The organism is Bordetella petrii (assembly GCF_000067205.1).
In the GTDB taxonomy this organism is placed as follows: domain Bacteria; phylum Pseudomonadota; class Gammaproteobacteria; order Burkholderiales; family Burkholderiaceae_B; genus Bordetella_A; species Bordetella_A petrii.
In genome coordinates this window covers 1,847,702-1,866,676 of record NC_010170.1, presented here as the reverse complement: position 1 = coordinate 1,866,676, position 18,975 = coordinate 1,847,702, and the positions used below count along the sequence as shown (strand labels likewise).

The 18,975-nt window shown below is 66.6% G+C and carries 16 protein-coding genes and 1 pseudogene; 3 read left to right on the top strand and 14 right to left on the bottom strand.

Annotated elements, in window-relative coordinates; genetic code table 11:
* The first annotated feature begins 31 nt into the window (after positions 1 to 31).
* From hslO to BPET_RS25940, 3 genes and pseudogenes are all read left to right on the top strand, one after another.
* On the top strand, positions 32 to 949 hold the full coding sequence (gene hslO / locus BPET_RS09175) for an Hsp33 family molecular chaperone HslO (protein WP_012248727.1): 918 nt from the start codon (positions 32 to 34) through the stop codon (positions 947 to 949).
* A gap of 146 nt (positions 950 to 1,095) precedes the next feature.
* On the top strand, positions 1,096 to 1,764 hold the full coding sequence (locus BPET_RS09170; RefSeq protein WP_041863727.1) for a hypothetical protein: 669 nt from the start codon (positions 1,096 to 1,098) through the stop codon (positions 1,762 to 1,764).
* A gap of 767 nt (positions 1,765 to 2,531) precedes the next feature.
* Positions 2,532 to 2,696, top strand: a pseudogene (locus BPET_RS25940) (transposase); the annotation flags it as partial.
* On the opposite strand, the gene ftsB reads toward BPET_RS25940, so the two are convergent.
* From ftsB to BPET_RS09100, 14 genes are all read right to left on the bottom strand, one after another.
* Positions 2,684 to 3,019, bottom strand: a complete 336-nt coding sequence (gene ftsB / locus BPET_RS09165; protein ID WP_012248725.1) for a cell division protein FtsB — start codon at positions 3,017 to 3,019, stop codon at positions 2,684 to 2,686. The pseudogene BPET_RS25940 and the gene ftsB sit on opposite strands and share 13 nt — an antisense overlap.
* A 66-nt stretch (positions 3,020 to 3,085) precedes the next feature.
* Positions 3,086 to 4,372, bottom strand: coding sequence for a phosphopyruvate hydratase (eno, locus tag BPET_RS09160; protein WP_012248724.1), 1,287 nt, complete (start codon positions 4,370 to 4,372; stop codon positions 3,086 to 3,088).
* 47 nt (positions 4,373 to 4,419) lie between these two features.
* The gene (gene kdsA / locus BPET_RS09155; RefSeq protein ID WP_012248723.1) at positions 4,420 to 5,274 is read right to left on the bottom strand and encodes a 3-deoxy-8-phosphooctulonate synthase; all 855 of its coding nucleotides are present in this window, start codon (positions 5,272 to 5,274) and stop codon (positions 4,420 to 4,422) included.
* A complete protein-coding gene (locus BPET_RS09150) occupies positions 5,275 to 6,921 on the bottom strand; it encodes a CTP synthase (RefSeq protein ID WP_012248722.1) in 1,647 nt (548 codons plus the stop codon).
* A gap of 212 nt (positions 6,922 to 7,133) precedes the next feature.
* On the bottom strand, positions 7,134 to 8,933 hold the full coding sequence (locus BPET_RS09145; RefSeq protein WP_012248721.1) for an aminopeptidase P family protein: 1,800 nt from the start codon (positions 8,931 to 8,933) through the stop codon (positions 7,134 to 7,136).
* Positions 8,934 to 8,941: 8 nt separating this feature from the next.
* Positions 8,942 to 9,760, bottom strand: coding sequence for a M55 family metallopeptidase (locus BPET_RS09140; protein ID WP_012248720.1), 819 nt, complete (start codon positions 9,758 to 9,760; stop codon positions 8,942 to 8,944).
* A gap of 42 nt (positions 9,761 to 9,802) precedes the next feature.
* Entirely contained in the window at positions 9,803 to 10,882 is a 1,080-nt protein-coding gene (locus BPET_RS09135) for a DmpA family aminopeptidase (protein WP_012248719.1), read from the bottom strand.
* A gap of 8 nt (positions 10,883 to 10,890) precedes the next feature.
* Positions 10,891 to 11,775, bottom strand: a complete 885-nt coding sequence (gene gsiD / locus BPET_RS09130) for a glutathione ABC transporter permease GsiD (protein ID WP_012248718.1) — start codon at positions 11,773 to 11,775, stop codon at positions 10,891 to 10,893.
* A gap of 7 nt (positions 11,776 to 11,782) precedes the next feature.
* Positions 11,783 to 12,703, bottom strand: a complete 921-nt coding sequence (gene gsiC, locus BPET_RS09125; RefSeq protein ID WP_012248717.1) for a glutathione ABC transporter permease GsiC — start codon at positions 12,701 to 12,703, stop codon at positions 11,783 to 11,785.
* A 78-nt stretch (positions 12,704 to 12,781) separates the two neighbouring features.
* Complete coding sequence (gene gsiB / locus BPET_RS09120; RefSeq protein ID WP_012248716.1) at positions 12,782 to 14,344, bottom strand: glutathione ABC transporter substrate-binding protein GsiB; 1,563 nt, start codon at positions 14,342 to 14,344, stop codon at positions 12,782 to 12,784.
* Between the two features lie 36 nt (positions 14,345 to 14,380).
* Positions 14,381 to 16,255 (bottom strand): dipeptide ABC transporter ATP-binding protein, encoded by a 1,875-nt coding sequence (locus BPET_RS09115; RefSeq protein ID WP_012248715.1) that lies wholly within the window; start codon positions 16,253 to 16,255, stop codon positions 14,381 to 14,383.
* A 50-nt stretch (positions 16,256 to 16,305) separates the two neighbouring features.
* Positions 16,306 to 17,286, bottom strand: coding sequence for an isoaspartyl peptidase/L-asparaginase family protein (locus tag BPET_RS09110; protein ID WP_012248714.1), 981 nt, complete (start codon positions 17,284 to 17,286; stop codon positions 16,306 to 16,308).
* Positions 17,283 to 18,158, bottom strand: a complete 876-nt coding sequence (locus tag BPET_RS09105; protein WP_012248713.1) for a MurR/RpiR family transcriptional regulator — start codon at positions 18,156 to 18,158, stop codon at positions 17,283 to 17,285. Before BPET_RS09105 ends, BPET_RS09110 begins: the two co-directional genes overlap by 4 nt.
* Before the next feature lie 166 nt (positions 18,159 to 18,324).
* On the bottom strand, positions 18,325 to 18,975 hold the full coding sequence (locus BPET_RS09100; RefSeq protein ID WP_012248712.1) for a CoA transferase subunit B: 651 nt from the start codon (positions 18,973 to 18,975) through the stop codon (positions 18,325 to 18,327).

The window sequence follows — 18,975 nt, the reverse complement described above, 5'->3', positions numbered from 1 at the left end:
ACGGAACCGGGCGATCGGCTAACATTCCTCCATGACCGATCAACTCAAGAAATACCTGTTCGAAGACCGCTCGGTGCGGGTCCAGGCCGTACGGCTGCACGACACCTGGCTGGCCGCCCAGGAAAACCACCAGTATCCGCCCGCCGTCCAGCGCCTGCTGGGCGAACTGATGGCGGCCGCGGCACTGCTGGCGGCCAATATCAAGTTCGAGGGGTCGCTGCTGCTGCAGATCCAGGGCAGCGGACCTATCGCGCTGCTGGTGGTCGAATGCCAGTCAGACCTGAGCCTGCGCGCCACCGTGAAAATACGCGAGGGCCACGCGGTGCCGGCCGACGGCAATATGCAAAGCCTGCTCAATCCCGATGGCCAGGGCCGCTTCATCGTGGTGCTGGACCCGCGCCGCAAGGTGCCAGGCCAGCAAACCTACCAGGGCATCGTGCCCCTGGAAGGCGACACCGTGGCGCAAGCCCTGCAGCACTACATGAAAGCCTCCGAGCAGCTCGATACCCGCCTGTGGCTGCAGGCCGATACGCAGTATGCCGCCGGCCTGCTGGTGCAACGGCTGCCCGACCAGGGCGGCGCGGCGCGCGCCGAAAGCACCGCCGACACGCTGGAGCGCGCCATTGTGCTGGCCAACACACTCGAGCCCGACGAACTGGTCCGCACCGACATCGACACTCTGATCCACCGGCTGTACTGGGAAGAAACCCTGATCGCCTTCGAGCCCATTCCCGTGCGCTGGCATTGCACATGCACGCGCGAGCGCGTGTCGTCCATGCTGCGCACGCTGGGCGAGCGCGAAGTCCAGGACATTCTGGCCGAGCAAGGCAACGTGCGCGTCACCTGCGATTTCTGCGGCAAGCCGTATGAATTCGACGCGGTCGACTGCTCGGGACTGTTCGCCCCGGCCAAGCCGATGCCCGAGCAGGATCCTCCAACGGTGCACTGAGCGCCACTGTCGAAGCGCCGCGCGCTGCTCGCCTTGCGGCGGCCGCGCGGATTTGGCCAGGCGTAGATGCCACAATCGACGGCCAAGGTCGTGGCAGGCACACTGCGGCGATGCGCTACCAGACTTCTGCACAATTGCGCCGTGGCATGCCGAGGCGCAGCCGCGGTGCCGCGTTGCTGGAATTCGCCCTGGCCGCCCCGCCCCTGCTACTGCTGGGCGTGCTGGCCGCCGAGGCGGTGCACTGGCACCTGGCGCGGCAACTGGCCTATGTCGCCCTGCTCGACGCCGCCCGCGCCGGCGCCGCGCAGCATGGCCAGCCAGCGGCCATTGCCCGTGCATACAAACAAGCCTTGCAGCCATTCGCCCGGACGGACGGTGCAACGGCCGGCATGCCGCCATGGCGCATCGAAGTACTGCAGCCCGGCGCGGCCGCCTTCCAGGCCCACGCCCGCCCTGGCCTGAAGGTGGCCGGCGTTTCCGGGCGTCGCGCCGTCAGCAACGACTACCAGGCCGAACAGCACGCAGCGCGCGGCGCCATGGCGGGCGGCCCCACGATATTCGATGCCAACACCCTGCACCTGCGCCTGACCGCCCTGCACCGGCCGCTGGCGCCGATAACCCGCGCGCTGCTGCGGCAAATGGGCCGGCCTGCCGGCTCTTGCGCGCAACGCGCCCTGCAAAGCGGGCTGCTGGCCCTGCAACTGGAACTGCGCATCGAAATGCAGTCGCATCCAGTCGATTGGCATGCGCCACCCGCCGCACGGCAAGGGCCGGTGGTGTACGGAAGCTGGAACTGCGCCCGCGACGGGCCGTGAAAAGCCGATTCAGGCGGTGGAGTTCAGGTGGTTTATTCTCACGGAACACGTTCCGGGTGCGTGACTCCCTCAGGGTGTCAGACGCCGTGGGGTTGGAACAACTGCGGCCCACTTCGGTGTCAGGCATCTGCCGGAACAACTGCTGCCCACTTCGGTGTCAGGCACCTGCCGGAACAACTGCTGCCCACTTCGGTGTCAGGCACCTGCCGGAGCCTGACACCTGTCTGGGGGCCGGTTGGGTGCGCAAGCGGGAAGCCTGACACTGTCTGGGGGCGGTTGGGTGCGCAAACGGGGGACCGGCATCCGTTGAAATGCGGTCGCATCTGAGCGGCCGGCTGGCCCAGGTGTCTGACTCCCGCAGGGTGTCAGACACCGTGAGGTTGGAGCAACTGCTGCCCACTTCGGTGTCAGGCACCTGCCGGAGCCTGACACCTGTCTGCGGGCCGGTTGGGTGCGTAAACGGGAAGCCTGACACTGTCTGGGGGCGGTTGGGTGCGCAAACGGGGGGCCGGCATCCGTTGAAATGCGGTCGCATCTGAGCGGCCAGCTGGCCCAGGTGTCTGACTCCCGCAGGGTGTCAGACACCGCGAGGTTGGAGCAACTGCTGCCCACTTCGGTGTCAGGCACCTGCCGAGGTTGGAGCAACTGTTGCCCACTTCGGTGTCAGGCACCTGCCGAGGTTGGAGCAACTGCTGCCCGCTTCGGTGTCAGGCACCTGCCGTGAAGTGACCCCCAAAAGTTGGATACCAACTTATGGGGGTATTTTTATGGTGAAGTACAGCGAACAGACCAAATTTGCAGCGGTCGAGGAGTATTGCCGGGGCGATTTGGGACTGGAAGCCGTGGCGCAACGCCACGGCGTGAACCCGCATGCGCTGCGACGCTGGGCGGCGGCCTACCGGGAGCATGGCGCCTGTCGTCAGCGGCGTGGCGCGGAGGCGGTTTGGCCTGGGGCGCCGGGGGCCGGCTGGGGCACGGGCGTGCCGGGGGGCACGATCTGCACGAAGACCTCGCCTTCACGCATCATGCCGAGCTCGCTGCGAGCGCGCTCTTCGATGGCGCCCACGCCGGTGGCGAGGTCGCGCACTTCGGCCTCGAGCGCCGCGTTGCGCGCGCGCAGGCCATCATTGGTCTCGTGTTGCGCGGCCACCTGGCGCTGCAGGTCCCATACCTTGAACCAGCCACCCTTGCCCAGCCAGAGCGGGTACTGGATCAGGCCCAGCAAGACTAGCAGCACCAGGAACAACAGGCGCATATGCGTACACCCTGAACAATGGCGGCCAACCGCAAGGGCCGGGCGCGCCGCGCCCGGCCGACGTGGTTAACGCAGGTTGTAGAACGCGTCGAGGCCCGGGTAAGAGGCCACTTCGGCCAGCTCTTCTTCGATGCGAAGCAGCTGGTTGTACTTGGCCATGCGGTCGGAACGCGACAGCGAGCCGGTCTTGATCTGCATGGCGTTGGTGGCCACCGCGATGTCGGCGATGGTGGAGTCTTCGGTTTCGCCCGAACGATGCGACACCACGGCCGTATAGCCGGCGCGTTTGGCCATTTCGATGGCAGCGAAGGTTTCCGTCAGGGTGCCGATCTGGTTGATCTTGATGAGGATCGAGTTGGCCACGCCCTTCTGGATGCCTTCTTTCAGGATGCGCGTGTTGGTGACGAAGAGATCGTCGCCCACCAGCTGCACCTTCTTGCCGAGCTGGTCGGTCAGGAGCTTCCAGCCTTCCCAGTCGTTTTCGGCCATGCCGTCTTCGATGCTGATGATGGGGTATTTGTCGCACCACGTGGCCAGCAGGTTGGCGAACTCTTGCGACGACAGCGACAGGCCGCCTTCGCCGGCCAGCGTGTACTTGCCGTCGCGGTAGAACTCGGAGCTGGCGCAATCGAGGCCCAGCGCGATCTGCGAGCCCGGCTCGTAGCCGGCTTCGGCGATGGCCTTCAGGATCAGCTGGATGGCGGCCTCGTGGTTGGGCACGTTGGGCGCAAAACCGCCTTCGTCGCCCACGGCGGTGGACATGCCCTGGCCGTGAATGAGCTTCTTCAGGGCGTGGAACACTTCGGCGCCCCAGCGCAGGGCTTCGCGGAAGCTGGTGGCGCCCACCGGCAGGATCATCAGTTCCTGCAGGTCGAGCGTGTTGTTGGCATGCGCGCCGCCATTGATGACGTTCATCATGGGCACGGGCATGCTCATGGGGCCGCTGCCGCCGAAATAGCGGTACAGCGACAGGCCGGACTCGTCGGCCGCGGCGCGCGCCACCGCCATGCTGGCGGCCAGCAGCGCATTGGCGCCCAGGCGTTCTTTGGTGTCGGTGCCGTCGAGCTCGATCAGGGTGCGGTCAACGAAGGTTTGCTCTTGCGCGTCGAGACCCATCAGGGCTTCGGAGATCTCGGTGTTCAGGTTCTCGACCGCGCGCAGCACGCCCTTGCCCAGGTAGCGGGATTTGTCGCCGTCGCGCAGCTCGATGGCTTCGCGCTCGCCGGTGGACGCACCCGAAGGCACGGCGGCGCGGCCCATGGCGCCGGATTCCAGCAGCACGTCGCACTCGACCGTAGGATTGCCGCGCGAGTCGAGAATTTCGCGACCGATGATATCGACGATTGCACTCATGATTTTTTGATTCCCTGAACGATAAATAGATTCATGGCGGCATCGGCTCAGATGAACTGGTTTTCGACGAAGCCGTTGCGTTTGGTCACGCGATCGAGTTCGACCAGCGACTCGAGCAGCGCGGGCATCAAGTCGAGCGGCACCGCATTGGGGCCATCGGACAAGGCGCAAGCCGGATTGGGATGGGTTTCCATGAAGAGGCCCGACACCCCGACCGCCACGGCGGCGCGCGCCAGCACCGGCACGAATTCGCGCTGCCCGCCCGACGAGGTGCCCTGCCCGCCCGGCAACTGCACCGAATGGGTGGCGTCGAACACGACCGGACAGCCCGTTTCCCGCATGATAGCCAGCGAGCGCATGTCGGACACTAAGTTGTTGTATCCGAAAGAAGCGCCGCGCTCGCAGACCAGGATATTGCTGCCGTCGCCGCCTGCCTCGATGGCGGCGTCGCGGGCCTTCTGGGCGACCTGCACCATGTCGTGCGGCGCCAGGAACTGGCCCTTCTTGATGTTGACCGGCTTGAGCGACGCGGCGCAGGCCCGGATGAAATCGGTTTGCCGGCACAGGAAGGCCGGCGTCTGCAGCATGTCGACCACCGCGGCCACGGGCTCGACCTGCTCGGTTTCGTGCACGTCGGTCAGCACGGGCACGCCCACCTGGTCGCGCACGTCGGCCAGGATTTTCAGGCCTTCGTCGATGCCCAGGCCGCGGAACGACTTGCCCGAACTGCGGTTGGCCTTGTCGAACGAGCTTTTGTAAATAAACGGAATGCCCAGCCTGGAGGTGATTTCCTTCAGGCGGCCAGCGGTGTCGAAGGCCAGTTCGCGCGACTCGATGACGCACGGACCCGCTATCAGGAAAAACGGATGCTCCAGGCCGATGTCGAAACCGCAGGCTTTCATTCAGGCCTCCTTGCGGGCGTGGTTGGCGATGGCTGCCTCGATGAAGCTGGAGAACAGCGGGTGGCCGTCGCGCGGCGTGGAAGTGAACTCGGGGTGGAACTGCACGCCGACGAACCAGGGGTGGTCGGGCAGCTCCATCATTTCGGGCAGGTTTTCAGTGGGCGTGCGCGCGCTGATGACCATGCCGGCTTCTTCCAGGCGCGGCACGTAGACGTTGTTGACTTCGTAGCGATGGCGATGGCGCTCGTTGACGTCGTCGCCGTAGATGGCCTGGGCGCGGGTGCCCGGCTTGACGGGGCAGCGCTGCGCGCCCTTGCGCATGGTGCCGCCCAGGTCGGAGGTAGCGTCGCGCTTTTCGACCTTGCCTTCGCGGTCCATCCATTCGGTAATGAGGGCCACCACCGGGTGCGGCGCCGAGGGATCGAATTCGGTGCTGTTGGCCCCGCCCAGGCCGGCGACGTGGCGCGCGAACTCGATGACGGCCAGCTGCATGCCCAGGCAGATGCCCAGGTAGGGCACGCCGTTTTCACGCGCATAGCGGATGGCGGCGATCTTGCCTTCGGTGCCGCGCTTGCCGAAGCCGCCGGGCACCAGGATGGCGTCCAGGTGCTTGAGCTGGTCGGTGCCACGCGTTTCGATGTCTTCGGAATCGATGTACTCGATGTTGATCTTCGAGCGCGTGTGGATGCCGGCATGCACCAGGGCTTCGGACAGCGACTTGTACGATTCGGTGAGATCGACGTACTTGCCCACCATGCCGATGGTGAGCTGGTGGGTGGGATGCTCGAGGGCATCGACCAGGTTGTCCCACATGGACAGGTCGGCCGGCGGCGGCGTGAGGCCCAGGGCCTCGCAGACGATGTTGTCGACGCCCTGCTTGTGCAGCATGGCGGGAATCTTGTAGATGGAGTCGGCGTCCCAGACCGAGATGACCGCGTCCAACGGCACGTTGGAGAACATCGAGATCTTGGCGCGCTCGTCGTCGGGGATGGGGCGGTCGGCGCGGCACAGCAGCAAGTTGGGATAGATGCCGATTTCACGCAGCTTCTGCACCGAGTGCTGCGTGGGCTTGGTCTTGAGCTCGCCCGCCGAGGCGATGAACGGCACCAGAGTCAGGTGCACGAAGGCGGCGTTGTTGCGGCCCAGGCGCAGGCTCATCTGGCGCGCGGCCTCGAGGAACGGCAGGGACTCGATGTCGCCCACCGTGCCGCCGATTTCGACGATGGCCACGTCGGTGGCGCCGTTCCAGGCCGCATCGGCGCCGCGCGCGATGAAGTCCTGGATTTCGTTGGTGATGTGCGGAATGACCTGCACCGTTTTGCCCAGGTAATCGCCACGGCGCTCTTTGCGCAGCACCGATTCGTAGATCTGGCCGGTGGTGAAGTTGTTCACCTTGTGCATCTTGGCCGAGATGAAGCGCTCGTAGTGGCCCAGGTCCAGGTCGGTTTCGGCGCCGTCTTCCGTGACGAACACCTCGCCGTGCTGGAACGGGCTCATGGTGCCGGGATCGACGTTGATGTAGGGATCGAGCTTGAGCAGGGTGACTTGCAGACCGCGCGATTCGAGGATCGCGGCGAGGGACGCGGCGGCGATCCCCTTGCCCAGGGAAGACACCACACCGCCGGTGACAAATACGTATTTGGTCATCGTAATAGGCGCCCGGGACGAGCGGGCGCATGCGGGAAATTTGGATTATAGCCGGGGGATCGGGGGAGCAGGGGTTTTCCCTGAGGTCTGATCTGGTAACAGTGGGGGCTGCCGCTGGGGCCTGCGGGTTTTCGTTGGTTCTTCTGGCGTCCGGGCTGGCCGGGACGGGCGCCTTGGCTTCACGATGGCGCCCGGGCGGGCCCTCACCGGCCTTATTGCGCCAGCAAGGGCCGAGTCCTTTCCCGCAGCCATTCCAGCGCCGCGCCCTCGACGTGCGGCGATACTCGCTCCCGCACCATGTGGTGGTAGTCATCCAGCCACGCGATTTCGTCGGGCCGCAGCAGTGAAACCTCGATGCAGCGGGTGTCGATGGGGCACAGGGTCAGGGTTTCGAAGCACAGGAACTCGCCCAGCTCGCCCTCGAGCCAGCTGCGGCAGGCCACCAGGTTCTCGATGCGCACGCCCCAGCGCCCGGGTCGGTAGATGCCGGGCTCGTTCGAGGTGATCATGCCCGGTTCCATGGCGGTGTGGGCGGTGGGCGCGGCCCGGTAGGAAATGACCTGCGGCCCTTCGTGCACGTTCAGAAAGTATCCGACGCCGTGGCCGGTGCCGTGGCCGTACTCGGCCCCGCCCTGCCAGATGGGCGCCCGGGCGATGGCGTCGAGCATGGGCGACGGCGTACCGCGCGGGAATGCGGCGCGCGACAGCGCGATCATGCCCTTGAGCACCAGGGTGAAATCGACTTTCTGGTCCGCGCTGGGCTGGCCGACCGCCACCACGCGGGTAATGTCGGTGGTGCCGCCCAGGTACTGGCCGCCGGAATCGATGAGCAGCAGCCCATCGCCCTCGATGATGGCGTGCGATTCGGCGGTGGCCCGGTAGTGCGGCATGGCGCCGTTGGCGTTGAAGCCGGCGATGGTGGCGAAGCTGGGGCATACGTAGCCGGCGCGGCGCGCGCGCGCGGCCGTGATCTGCTCGTCGACGGTCAGCTCGGTAACGGTTTCGCGGCCCAGGGCGTTTTCGAACCAGGCGAAGAATTCGCACAGCGCGGCGCCGTCGTGCGCCATGGCCTGGCGCACGTGGGCCAACTCGGCGTCCGATTTGCGCGACTTGAACAGCGTGCTGGGATTGGTGGCCTCGACACGCGGCACGGACGGGTCCATGGCGTGGAACACGCCGCAGGTGACGCGGGCCGGATCGATCAGCAGGGTCTGGTCGCGTTCGAGCGAGCCCAGGGCCTCGGCCGCCAGCCCGTAGGGCGCCACGTCGACGCCATCGGCCGCCAGGGCCGCGCGCAGCGCCGCGCCGATCTTGCCGTCGTCCACGAACAGCGTGGCATGGTCGAGGCCGACCAGGGCATGCGCCAGGAACACCGGGTTGTACGACACATCGGCCCCGCGCAGGTTGAACAGCCAGGCGATGTCGTCCAGCGTGGACACCAGATGCACGTCGGCGCCGTGCGCCCGCATGGCCTGGCGCAGCTGGGCCAGCTTGTCGGCCCGCGAAACGCAGGCGTAGGGCGGCTCGTGCGCGTACACGGGCGCATCGGGCAGGCCCGGGCGATCGGGCCACACATCCGCCAGCAGGTCGGCCTGGATGTCGAGGCCCACTCCGGCCGGCGCCAGCGCCGCCGACAGCGCGCGAAACGCAGCCAGGCCCAGCACCTGGCCATCCACGCCTACCTGCTGCCCCGCCTGCATTTGCGCGGCCAGCCAGTCGACATGGCCCGGCGTATTGGCGGCGGCGATCTTCATGAGACGCACGCAGGTGCCGGCCAGTTGGGCCTCGGCCTGCACCCAGTAGCGGCTGTCGACCCACAGGCCGGCGAAGTCGGCGGTAACCACCAGGGTGCCCACCGAACCGGTGAAACCGCTGGCCCACTGGCGGCCCTGCCAGCGGGCCGGCAGGTATTCGGACAAGTGCGGGTCGGCGGACGGGACGATGTAAGCATCCAGGCCGCGGCGGCGCATGGCCTGCCGCAACTGGGCGATGCGGGTGTCGGTGGGGGGCATGAGTATCCTTAGCGCAGCATGGACGACATGGCCGACAGGCTATTGAGCACGCGGATGGCGGCCTGCATGCTGTCTGCAGTGAAACGCAGCGTCACGCCGTCCACGCGCTCGAGCGTGGGCCACATGCAGAACAGGTCGGCCAGCGCCGAACTCTGGGTCTGCAACCGGCATTCTATAGGCGCGGCAATGCGCAGGGGAACCGCCCCGGCCGCGCCGCGCACCGCGGCCTCGGCCGCGGCCGCGATAGCCTCGCGCGCGGCGGCCGGCGACAGCGTGGCTCCGCTGCCCTGTCCGTGCGCCACCTTGGTCTGCACCCATTGTGCATGCGGAAACAGCGGGCGGGTCTCGGCGATGAAGACATCGTCGCCGCTGGCCATGATGACCGGCACGCCCAGCTCGCCGGCCAGCGCGCCGTACAGGCCGGCCTCGCCCAGTTCATCGCCATTGACGAAGACGCGCGCGAAGGCAAAGCTGTTGATTGTGTGGGCCAGGATGCCGCGCGCCTGCGAACGCGCGTGGTAGCCGACCAGGCAGACTGCGTCGCAATGCTCTTCCAGCCCGCCCATCATGCCCAGGTAGCGCGGCTTGCCCAGCACCAGCCGGGCGCGCGGGTCGAGCGCGTCGGGCAGCAGGTTGCGAAAGCCGCCATGCGAATCGTTGACCAGCACTTCGTCGGCGCCGCCGGCGAAAGCGCCCTGGATGGCGGCATTGGCCTCGCCCGTCATCCAGGCGCGGGCCCGTTCGTACTCGCCGTTGCCGGCGCGAGTCTGCTCGGTGTGGAATACGCCGGCCACGCCCTCGATGTCAGTGGAAATCAGGATCTTCATGAAAATGTCACCAGGGTTGCGGCGGCCGCCAGCCGGGGCCGCTTACAGTTCAGTGCGGGCCAGCCACTCGCGCCATTGCGGCGCGGCTTCACGGATGCAGGCGCGGCGATGGCCGTCGCGCCCGCTGACCGATTCGGCATGCCACAGGGCCGCTACGATAGCCTGCTCGGCCGCCTCGGCCGCCGCCTCGAACAACGGGTCGATGCGGGTTTCGTGCAGCAGCACCACGGCCGGCATGCCGCGCTCGGCCAGGTGGGGAACGGTATAAGCCGTGGAAAACGCCAGGGCAATGTCGCCGCTGCCGTGGCCGAACACCGAGCCGGTGCGCGCCAGGCCGGCGCCGGCCCGCAACGCCAGGCGGCGCAACTGGCGAGCGTCGAGCGGCGCGTCGGTGGCCAGCAGCAAGATGATCGAGCCTTGCTCGGGGCGAGCCGCCTCGGCGGCCTGGCCCTGGTCCTGCATGCGCGCCAGCTCGCGGCCGAACGGCCGGCCGGCGATGGTCAGGCTGGGCAGGCGGCCGAAATTGGCCAGCACCAGCGCGCCCACGGTGTAGCGCAGGCCGGGCTGTATCTGGGCGATGCGCGAAGCCGAGCCGATGCCGCCCTTCAATGAAAACGACGACATGCCGCGCCCCGCCCCGACCGACCCCTGCGCGAAGCGCGCATCGGCGGCCGCCAGGGCCTGCGCGTAGTGGTCTTCTTGCACCGCCAGCGCCTGAATGTCATTCAGGTAGCCGTCGTTGCATTCGAAGACCAGCGGGTTGACGGTGGGCCACTCGCGCCCGATAGCGGGGTTGGCGGCCACGGCGGCGCGGATCTGCGCATTGGCCACCGTGCCCACGCCAAACGTGTTGGTCAGCGCCAGCGGCGTTTCCAGCACGCCGAGCTCCTGCACCTGGACCAGGCCGATGCTCTTGCCGAAGCCGTTCAATACCGCCGCGGCCGCCGGCACCTTGTCGCGGTAGGCGTCGCCCGGATGCGGGCGCACCACGGTTACGCCGGTCTGCAGCGGGCCCTGGGCGAGCGTGTGGTGCCCCACGGTGACGCCGCGCACGTCGCTGATGGCGTCCAGCGGCCCCGCCGGCAGCGCGCCGATGCGGGGAAGAATCGATTGTGTGTGCATCAAAGGCGCTACAGGCGGTCTATCTTGGGGTCCAGGGCATCGCGCAAGGCGTCGCCCAGCAGGTTGAAGGCCAGCACGGTCAGGAAAATGGCCAGGCTGGGGAACAGCGCCACGTGCGGCGCGTTGACCATGTCGGCACGTGCCTCGTTCAGCATGGCGCCCCATTCGGGCGTGGGCGGCTGCGCGCCCATGCCCAGGAACGACAGGCTGGCCGCCGTGATAATAGAGGTGCCCACGCGCATGGTGAAGTACACCACGATAGACGAGATCGTGCCGGGCAGGATGTGGCGCACCAGGATGGTCCAGTCGGACGCGCCGATGCTCTTGGTGGCCTCGATATAGGTCAGGTGTTTCAGGGCCAGCGTATTGCCGCGCACCAGCCGCGCGAAGGCCGGCACGCTGAACACCGATACGGCCACCACCACGTTGGTCATGCTGCTGCCCAGGATGGCCACCACGCCCAGCGCCAGCAGGATGCCCGGGAACGCGAACAGCACGTCGGAGATGCGCATGGTGATGCGGTCCCACCAGCCTTCGTAGTAGCCGGCCAGCAGGCCCAGCGTGCAGCCCACCAGCGCGCCCAGCAGCACCGACAGGAATCCGGCGGCCAGCGAAATGCGCGCGCCCATCAGGATGCGGCTGAAGATGTCGCGGCCCAGCGGATCCACGCCGAACCAGTGGGCCGCCGAAGGCCCGGTGTTGAGCATGTCGTAGTCGAAGTAATTCTCGGCGTCGTAGGGACTGATCCACGGCGCCAGCACGGCGATCAGCACCAGCAGCAGCACGAACACCAGGGCGCCCATGCCCACGTGCTGCTTGCGGAATTTGCGCCAGAACTCGCCCCAGGGGGTGCGTACGTCGGTGCCGGTCTGCACGGCGGTCGTTTGCGTCATGGCCGCCTCACTTGTAGCGAATGGTGGGATTGATGAAACCGTAGAGCATGTCCACCACCAGGTTGATCAGAATGAATTCCAGCGAGAACAGCAGCACCAGCGCCTGGATGACGGGGTAGTCGCGCATGTTCACCGAGTCGACCAGCAGCCGGCCTAGCCCCGGCCAGTTGAACACGGCCTCGACCACGATGGAGCCGCCCAGCAGGAAGCCGAATTGCAGGCCCATCATCGTCACCACCGGAATGAGCGCGTTGCGCAGGCAGTGCTTGATGATGACGATGCGCTCGCGCAGGCCCTTGGCGCGCGCGGTGCGCACGAAGTCTTCCTGGATGACCTCGACGAACGAGGCCCGGGTAAAGCGCGCCATTACCGCGGCCACTGCCGCGCCCAGCGTGATGGAAGGCAGGATGTAGTGTTGCCAGGAATTGGCGCCCACGGTCGGCAGCCAGCCCAGGTCCACTGAAAATACTTGCATCAGCAGCATCCCCAGCGCGAAGGCCGGAAACGATATGCCCGAGACGGCCAGGGTCATGCCCAGACGGTCGGGCCAGCGGTTGCGGAACACTGCCGAAGTAATGCCGATGGTCATGCCGAACACCACCGACCATGCCATGCTGACCAGCGTCAGCAGCAGCGTGGGCATGAAACGCTCGCCGATTTCCGCCGATACCGGCCGGCGCGTGCGGATCGACGTGCCCAGGTCGCCTTGCACGATGTTGGTGAAGAATCGCACGAACTGTTCGGGCAACGGCTTGTCCAGCCCCAGCTCTTTGCGCACCAGTTCAACGGTTTCGAGGTCGGCGTCCTGCCCTGCCGCCAGACGTGCCGGGTCGCCGGGCAGCATGTGCACGAACAAGAACACCAGCACTGCCACGATCAGCAGGGTGGGAGCCAGGCCCACCAGTCGCTTGAGGAAGTAATTCAGCATTTTTCAACCTGATCGGCGATGCGCGCGCCTGCATGTGCCGGCGCGCGCATCGGCCGTGTTGCGGCCGGGTGGGTCCGCTTACTCGGAAAGCGAGATGTCGCTGGAATTGATGTTGCCGTCGGGCATCACGTAGACGCCGTCCAGCTTCTTGCTGCGGGCGTACAGCATTTTTTCAGTGACCAGCGCCGCCCACGGCGCGTCTTTCCAGATCTGCTCTTGCGCTTCCTGGTAGAGCTGGGCCTTTTCCTTGTCGTCAACCGAACGCAGGGCCTTGGCGATGTCGGCGTCGACCACGTCGTTCTTGTAGTACGCCGTGTTGTTCAGCTTGGGCGGGAACGATTCCGACGCCAGCAGCGGACGCAGTGCCCAGTCGGCCTCGCCGGTGGACGACGACCAGCCCGCGTAGTACATGCGCACAGGAGCCGTGGCGGGATCCGGCGCCGACTGCACCAGCTCGGTACGTTGACCCACTTCCAGGGCCTGCACCTGGACTTTCACGCCCACCTGACGCAGTTGCTGCTGCACGAATTGCAGCACCTTCTGGGTGGTGGTGTTGCTGTAGCCGCCCCACAGCACCGATTCAAAGCCGTTGGGGTAGCCGGCCTCGGCCAGCAGTTGCTTGGCTTTCTTGGGGTCGTACGGCCACGGGTCCATCTTGTAGGCGTACATGACGCCTTGCGGAACGATGCCCTGGGCCGGGAAGGCGTAGCCGGCGAACGCCACCTTGGCCAGTGCCTCGCGGTTGATGGCGTAGTTGATGGCCTGGCGCACCTTCAGGTTGTCGAAGGGCTTGTGCTGCACGTTGAAGCTGATGTAGCGGGTAATGATGGAATCGCCCGTCAGCACGTTCAGCTTGTCGCTCTTTTCCAGCAGCGCGGCCTGCTCGTACGGCAGCGTGTACGCGAAATCGGCCTCGCCGGTCTGCAGCATGGCGGCGCGGGTGCTGTTTTCCAGCACCGGCTTCCAGGTGATCGTGTCGATCTTCGGATAGCCCTTCTTCCAGTAGCCGTCGAACTTCTTGCCGCGCACGTAGTCGGTCTGCTTCCAGCCGTCGAACACGAACGGGCCGGTGCCCACCGGATGGAACGCGATGTCCTTGCCGTATTTTTCCAGCGCGGCCGGCGAAATGATGGCGGCCGAGGCGTGCGCCAGCGAGTTGATGAACGGCGCGAACGGTTCCTTGAGGGTGATGCGCACGGTGCTGTCATCTACCGCTTCGACCTTGTCGATGCGGTTGAACTGGTTGTAGCGCGCCAGGTGGTTGTCGCGGTTCAGCACGCGATCCAGGTTGGCCTTCACAGCGGCGGCGTTGAAGTCGGTGCCGTCATGGAACTTGACGCCCTGGCGCAGCTTGAACGTATAGGTCAGGCCGTCGGGCGTGACTTCGTAGCTTTCGGCCAGCACCGGCTTGATCTTCAGGTCTTTGTCGAACTCGAAGAGGCCCTCGTAGAACGACTTGGTAACGGCCGTGGTGAGGGTGGTGTTGGTGTTGTAGGGGTCCAGCGTCTCGGCCTGCGAACTCAGGGCCAGCACCACGTCTTTGGCCGCGAACGCGGCGCTGCCGCAGGTCAGGGCCGACAAGGCCAGCAGGCTTGCCGCCAGGGTTTTCCGCTGAAACAGCGAATTGACTCGTTTATTCATGAACAGGCTCCTTGGGGGTGTACAGTCGCTTGCGTATCAATAGGCATCGGCAATGCGATGCCGGGCGACAAAATGCCGCGGTGCTACCTGCACCAACGGCTGGACCACCGGTTCGTCGCCGACGGCCCGGATCGGGCTGGGGATTTCATCGGACTGCAGTTCACGCTTGAGGTGCCGGCGCGCCGGATCGGCGATGGGCACGGCGTCCATCAGCTTGCGCGTGTACGGATGCTGCGGGTTCTCGAAAATGGCGCGGCGCGGGCCGATTTCGACGATCTGGCCCAGGTACATGACCGCCACGCGATGGCTGACACGCTCGACCACCGCCATGTCATGCGAAATGAACAGGAAGGCCACGCCCAGTTCGCGCTGCAGGTCGAGCATGAGGTTGACGATCTGCGCCTGGATGGAAACGTCGAGCGCGGACACCGACTCGTCGGCCACCACCACCTTGGGGTTCAGGGCCAGGGCGCGCGCAATGGCAATGCGCTGGCGCTGTCCGCCCGAAAACTCATGCGGATAGCGGCTGGCATGCTCGGCGGGCAGCCCGACTTTTTCCAGCAGCCAGGCCACGCGCTGGCGCGCGGCTTCGCCCTTGGCAATGCCATGCACCAGCAGCGGCTCCATGATCGAGAAACCCACCGTGACGCGCGGATCGAGCGAGGCGAACGGATCCTGGAAAATAAACTGGATATTGCGGCGCAGGTGCTGCAGCTCGCTCGTCGGCATTTCGCGGATGTTCTGTCCGCCGAACTCGATGGCGCCGCTCTGGCTTTCGACCAGGCGCAGCAGCGAGCGGCCGGTAGTCGACTTGCCGCAGCCCGATTCGCCCACCAGCGCCAGGGTCTCGCCGGGGTACAGGTCGAAGCTGACGCGCTCGACCGCGTGCACGCGCCGCTTGACCCGGCCAAACAGGCCGCTGGGCACGTCGAAACGCGTAATCAGGTCTTTGACGCGCAGGATAGGCTGGGCATCGGTGTGCACAGTGTCGTGGGGCTCGACCGGCTCGGGTTCCTGCGCGGCATCGACGCGCAACAGCGGAAACTTGGCCGGCAGGTCGGTGCCGGCCATGGCGCCCAGGCGCGGCACGGCCGACAGCAGCGCGCGCGTATAGGCGTGCCGCGGCTGCCCGAACACTTGCTCCGACCCGCCCTCTTCGACCTTGTCGCCGCGGTACATCACCAGCACGCGGTCGGCCACTTCGGCCACCACGCCCATATCGTGCGTGATGAAGATCACGCCCATGTCCATTTCTTCCTGGAGCTGGCGGATAAGCTGCAGGATCTGCGCCTGGATGGTGACGTCCAGCGCGGTGGTGGGCTCGTCGGCAATCAACAGTTGCGGCTTGCACGACAGCGCCATGGCGATCATGACGCGCTGGCGCATGCCGCCCGACAACTGGTGCGGATAGCGGTCCAGCACCTGGCGCGCTTCGGGGATGCGCACACGCTCGAGCATGCGCAACGCCTCGGCGCGCGCGCTGACGGCGTCTTTGCCCTGGTGCACCCGGATCGATTCGGCAATCTGGTCGCCGGCCGTGAACACCGGGTTCAGCGAGGTCATGGGCTCCTGGAAGATCATGGCGATGTCGGCGCCCCGGATGCCGCGCATGGCGGCGCCCGACGCACGCGCCAGGTCGATGACGGCGCCGCTGCGCCGGCGCAGCAACATGCTGCCCGAGGCGATCTTGCCGCCGCCGTGTTCCACCAGCCGCATCAGCGCCAGCGACGTGACCGACTTGCCGGAACCGGATTCGCCCACGATGGCCAGCGTCTCGCCGCGATCGACGTGAAACGACAGATTGCGCACCGCGTCCACCGTGCGTTCCGACGTGGCGAAACGCACGCCCAGGCCATCGACCTGCACGACGCGGTTGTCTGGCAACGCCAGGCTGCTTGCGCGTTCAACCATATTGCTTCATTCCTTGCAGGCTGCCGCGTGGGCAGCGATTGGCGTGGCGCTCATTGGTAGATGGCCGCCACGGGAGGCTCGCCCACGCGGGCATAGCCTCGGTACATGCCTTCCGTGTTGAACGGCAGGACCACATTGCCGCGGGAGTCGACGGCGATCAGGCCGCCCTTGCCCTGGATGGCGGGCAAGGTCTCGAACACCACGCGATCGGCGGCCGCCTGCAGCGAGGCGCCGCCATACTCCATTTGCGCGGCCAGGTCATAGGCCGCCACCGTGCGGATGAACATTTCGCCGGTGCCGGTAGTGGACACGGCGCAGCTGCGATTGCTGGCATAGCAGCCCGCGCCGATGAGCGGCGCATCGCCCACGCGGCCGACCTGCTTGTTGGTGATGCCGCCCGTGGAAGTGGCGGCCGCCACGTTGCCCTGCGCATCGACCGCAACCGCCCCCACGGTGCCGAACTTCTTGTCGGCATCGAGCGGGTCGGCCGGCGCGGGCTGGCCGCGCGCCACCAGCGCCTGGCCGTCGTGGTCGAGCACGGCGGCATCGGGGTTCTCGCGCTGCACGCGCAGCAGTTGCTCGCGTCGCGCATCGGTCGAAAAATACGACGGATCGACCAGTTCCAGGCCCTGCGCGCGGGCAAAATCTTCCGCGCCCGGCCCCACGAAGAACACATGCTTGCTGTGTTCCATGACGGCGCGCGCGGCCAGCACCGGGTTGCGCACGCACGTCACATTGGCGATGGCGCCGCAGCGCAGCGTGGCGCCATCCATGATGGACGCGTCGAGTTCGTGCGTGCCGGCGCTGGTGAACACCGCGCCATGGCCGGCATTGAACAGCGGGCAGTCTTCCAGGCGGCGCACCGCCTCGGTCACCGCGTCCAGCGCGCTGCCGCCGGCGGCGAGCACCGCCTGGCCGGCCGACAGGATGCCGTTCAGCGCCGCCAAGTACTCCTGCTCTTTCTCGGGCGACATGGCGGCGCGCGACATCGCGCCCGCGCCGCCGTGGATGGCAATAACCGGCTGAATCATCTTTTTCCTGCTCCATGGAAAAGCCACGGCATGACGGACTGGGTCACGCCGGCCGCGGCCTGGATCGAATTCTTGGCCCGATGGGCCACTGCCGCCGCCAGCCCTTCCACCAGCCCCAGCGCGGCGGTCTCGGAATTGGACGACAGCTGGCGCGACGTGTGGGCGTACAGCGCCACCGTAGCCAGCGGCGCCAGCGGCGAAGTGGGTTTGTCGGTCAGCACCAGCACGGGCACGCCGGCCTGCTGCGCCGCCTTGCCCAGGGTGATCGTGTCGGCCAGGTAGCGCGGAAAGCCAATGGCAATGACCAGGTCGCGCCCGGTCATGCGGGCCAGCTGGCGAGCCGCATGCGAAACCCCGCCCGGGCCGGCCAGCGAATCGCAGGCATGCAGGTGCATGCACAGGCTGCGCTGCAGCAGGCCCGCCAGGAAGCCGCTGGCGCCGAATCCGATGATGAACACGCGCTCGGCGCCCAGCACGATGTCGACGGCCCGCTCGCAGGCATCGGCGTCCAGGGCCTGCAGCGTGCGCTGGGCATTGCGGATGTCTTCTTCGAGCGTGGCGGCCATGACCTGCACGGCCGTGGCCGAATGCGCCAGTTCGACGCGCAGTTTTTCCACCGGTTCGAGCGCCGACTCGAAACCGCGCGCCAGTTCGGCGCGGAACTGCGGGTAACCCGGCAGGTCGAGCGCGCGGGCGAAACGGTTGGCCGAGGCCACCGACACGCCCACGGCGGCCGCAAACTCGTCGATGGTCATGGTGGCCACGCGGAACTGGTGGGCCAGCACATATTCGGCCATGCGGTGCTGGGCCCGGCTGAGATTGGGCTGCGCGCGCGCAATCCGGGCGGCGACGGACGGACTGGCCTGAGTCATGAGTGGGTCGTGGGCTGCAAACGGTGGGTCCGGCACGAATGTAATTATGTTTACACAACAATTTTAGATAAGAAAATATATTTTCATACTTCGGGATTACCCTTGCGCCGACCGCCCATGAAAAACCCTGCCGAAGCAGGGTTTCAAGGGATCGTGCAGTGCGCGCTCAGACGCCGGAGACGTCCAGCTTGGCGCGGGTCTTGGCCTTGACTTCGTCAACCGTGACGCCGGGCGCCAGTTCGCGCAGCTTCAGGCCGCCTTCGGCGACTTCGAACACGCCGAGGTCGGTGATGATCAGATCGACCACGCCCACGCCCGTCAGGGGCAGCGTGCACTCGGGCAGCAGCTTGATGTCTTCGGTGCCGTCTTTTTTCTTGGCCACGTGCTCCATCAGCACCACCACCTTGCCCACGCCGGCCACGAGGTCCATGGCGCCGCCCATGCCTTTGATCATCTTGCCGGGGATCATCCAGTTGGCCAGGTCGCCGGTTTCGGACACCTGCATGGCGCCCAGGATGGCCAGGTTGATCTTGCCGCCGCGGATCATGGCGAACGAGTCGGCCGAGGAAAAGATGGACGAGCCGGGCAGCGTGGTCACGGTCTGCTTGCCGGCATTGATCAGGTCGGCGTCGACCTGGTCTTCGGTGGGGAACGGGCCGATGCCCAGCAGGCCGTTTTCAGATTGCAGCCATACCTCGACGCCCTCGGGCACGTGGTTGGCCACCAGGGTGGGCAGGCCTATGCCCAGGTTCACGTAGAAGCCGTCTTGCAGTTCGCGCGCGGCGCGCGCGGCCATTTCATCGCGGGTCCATGCCAT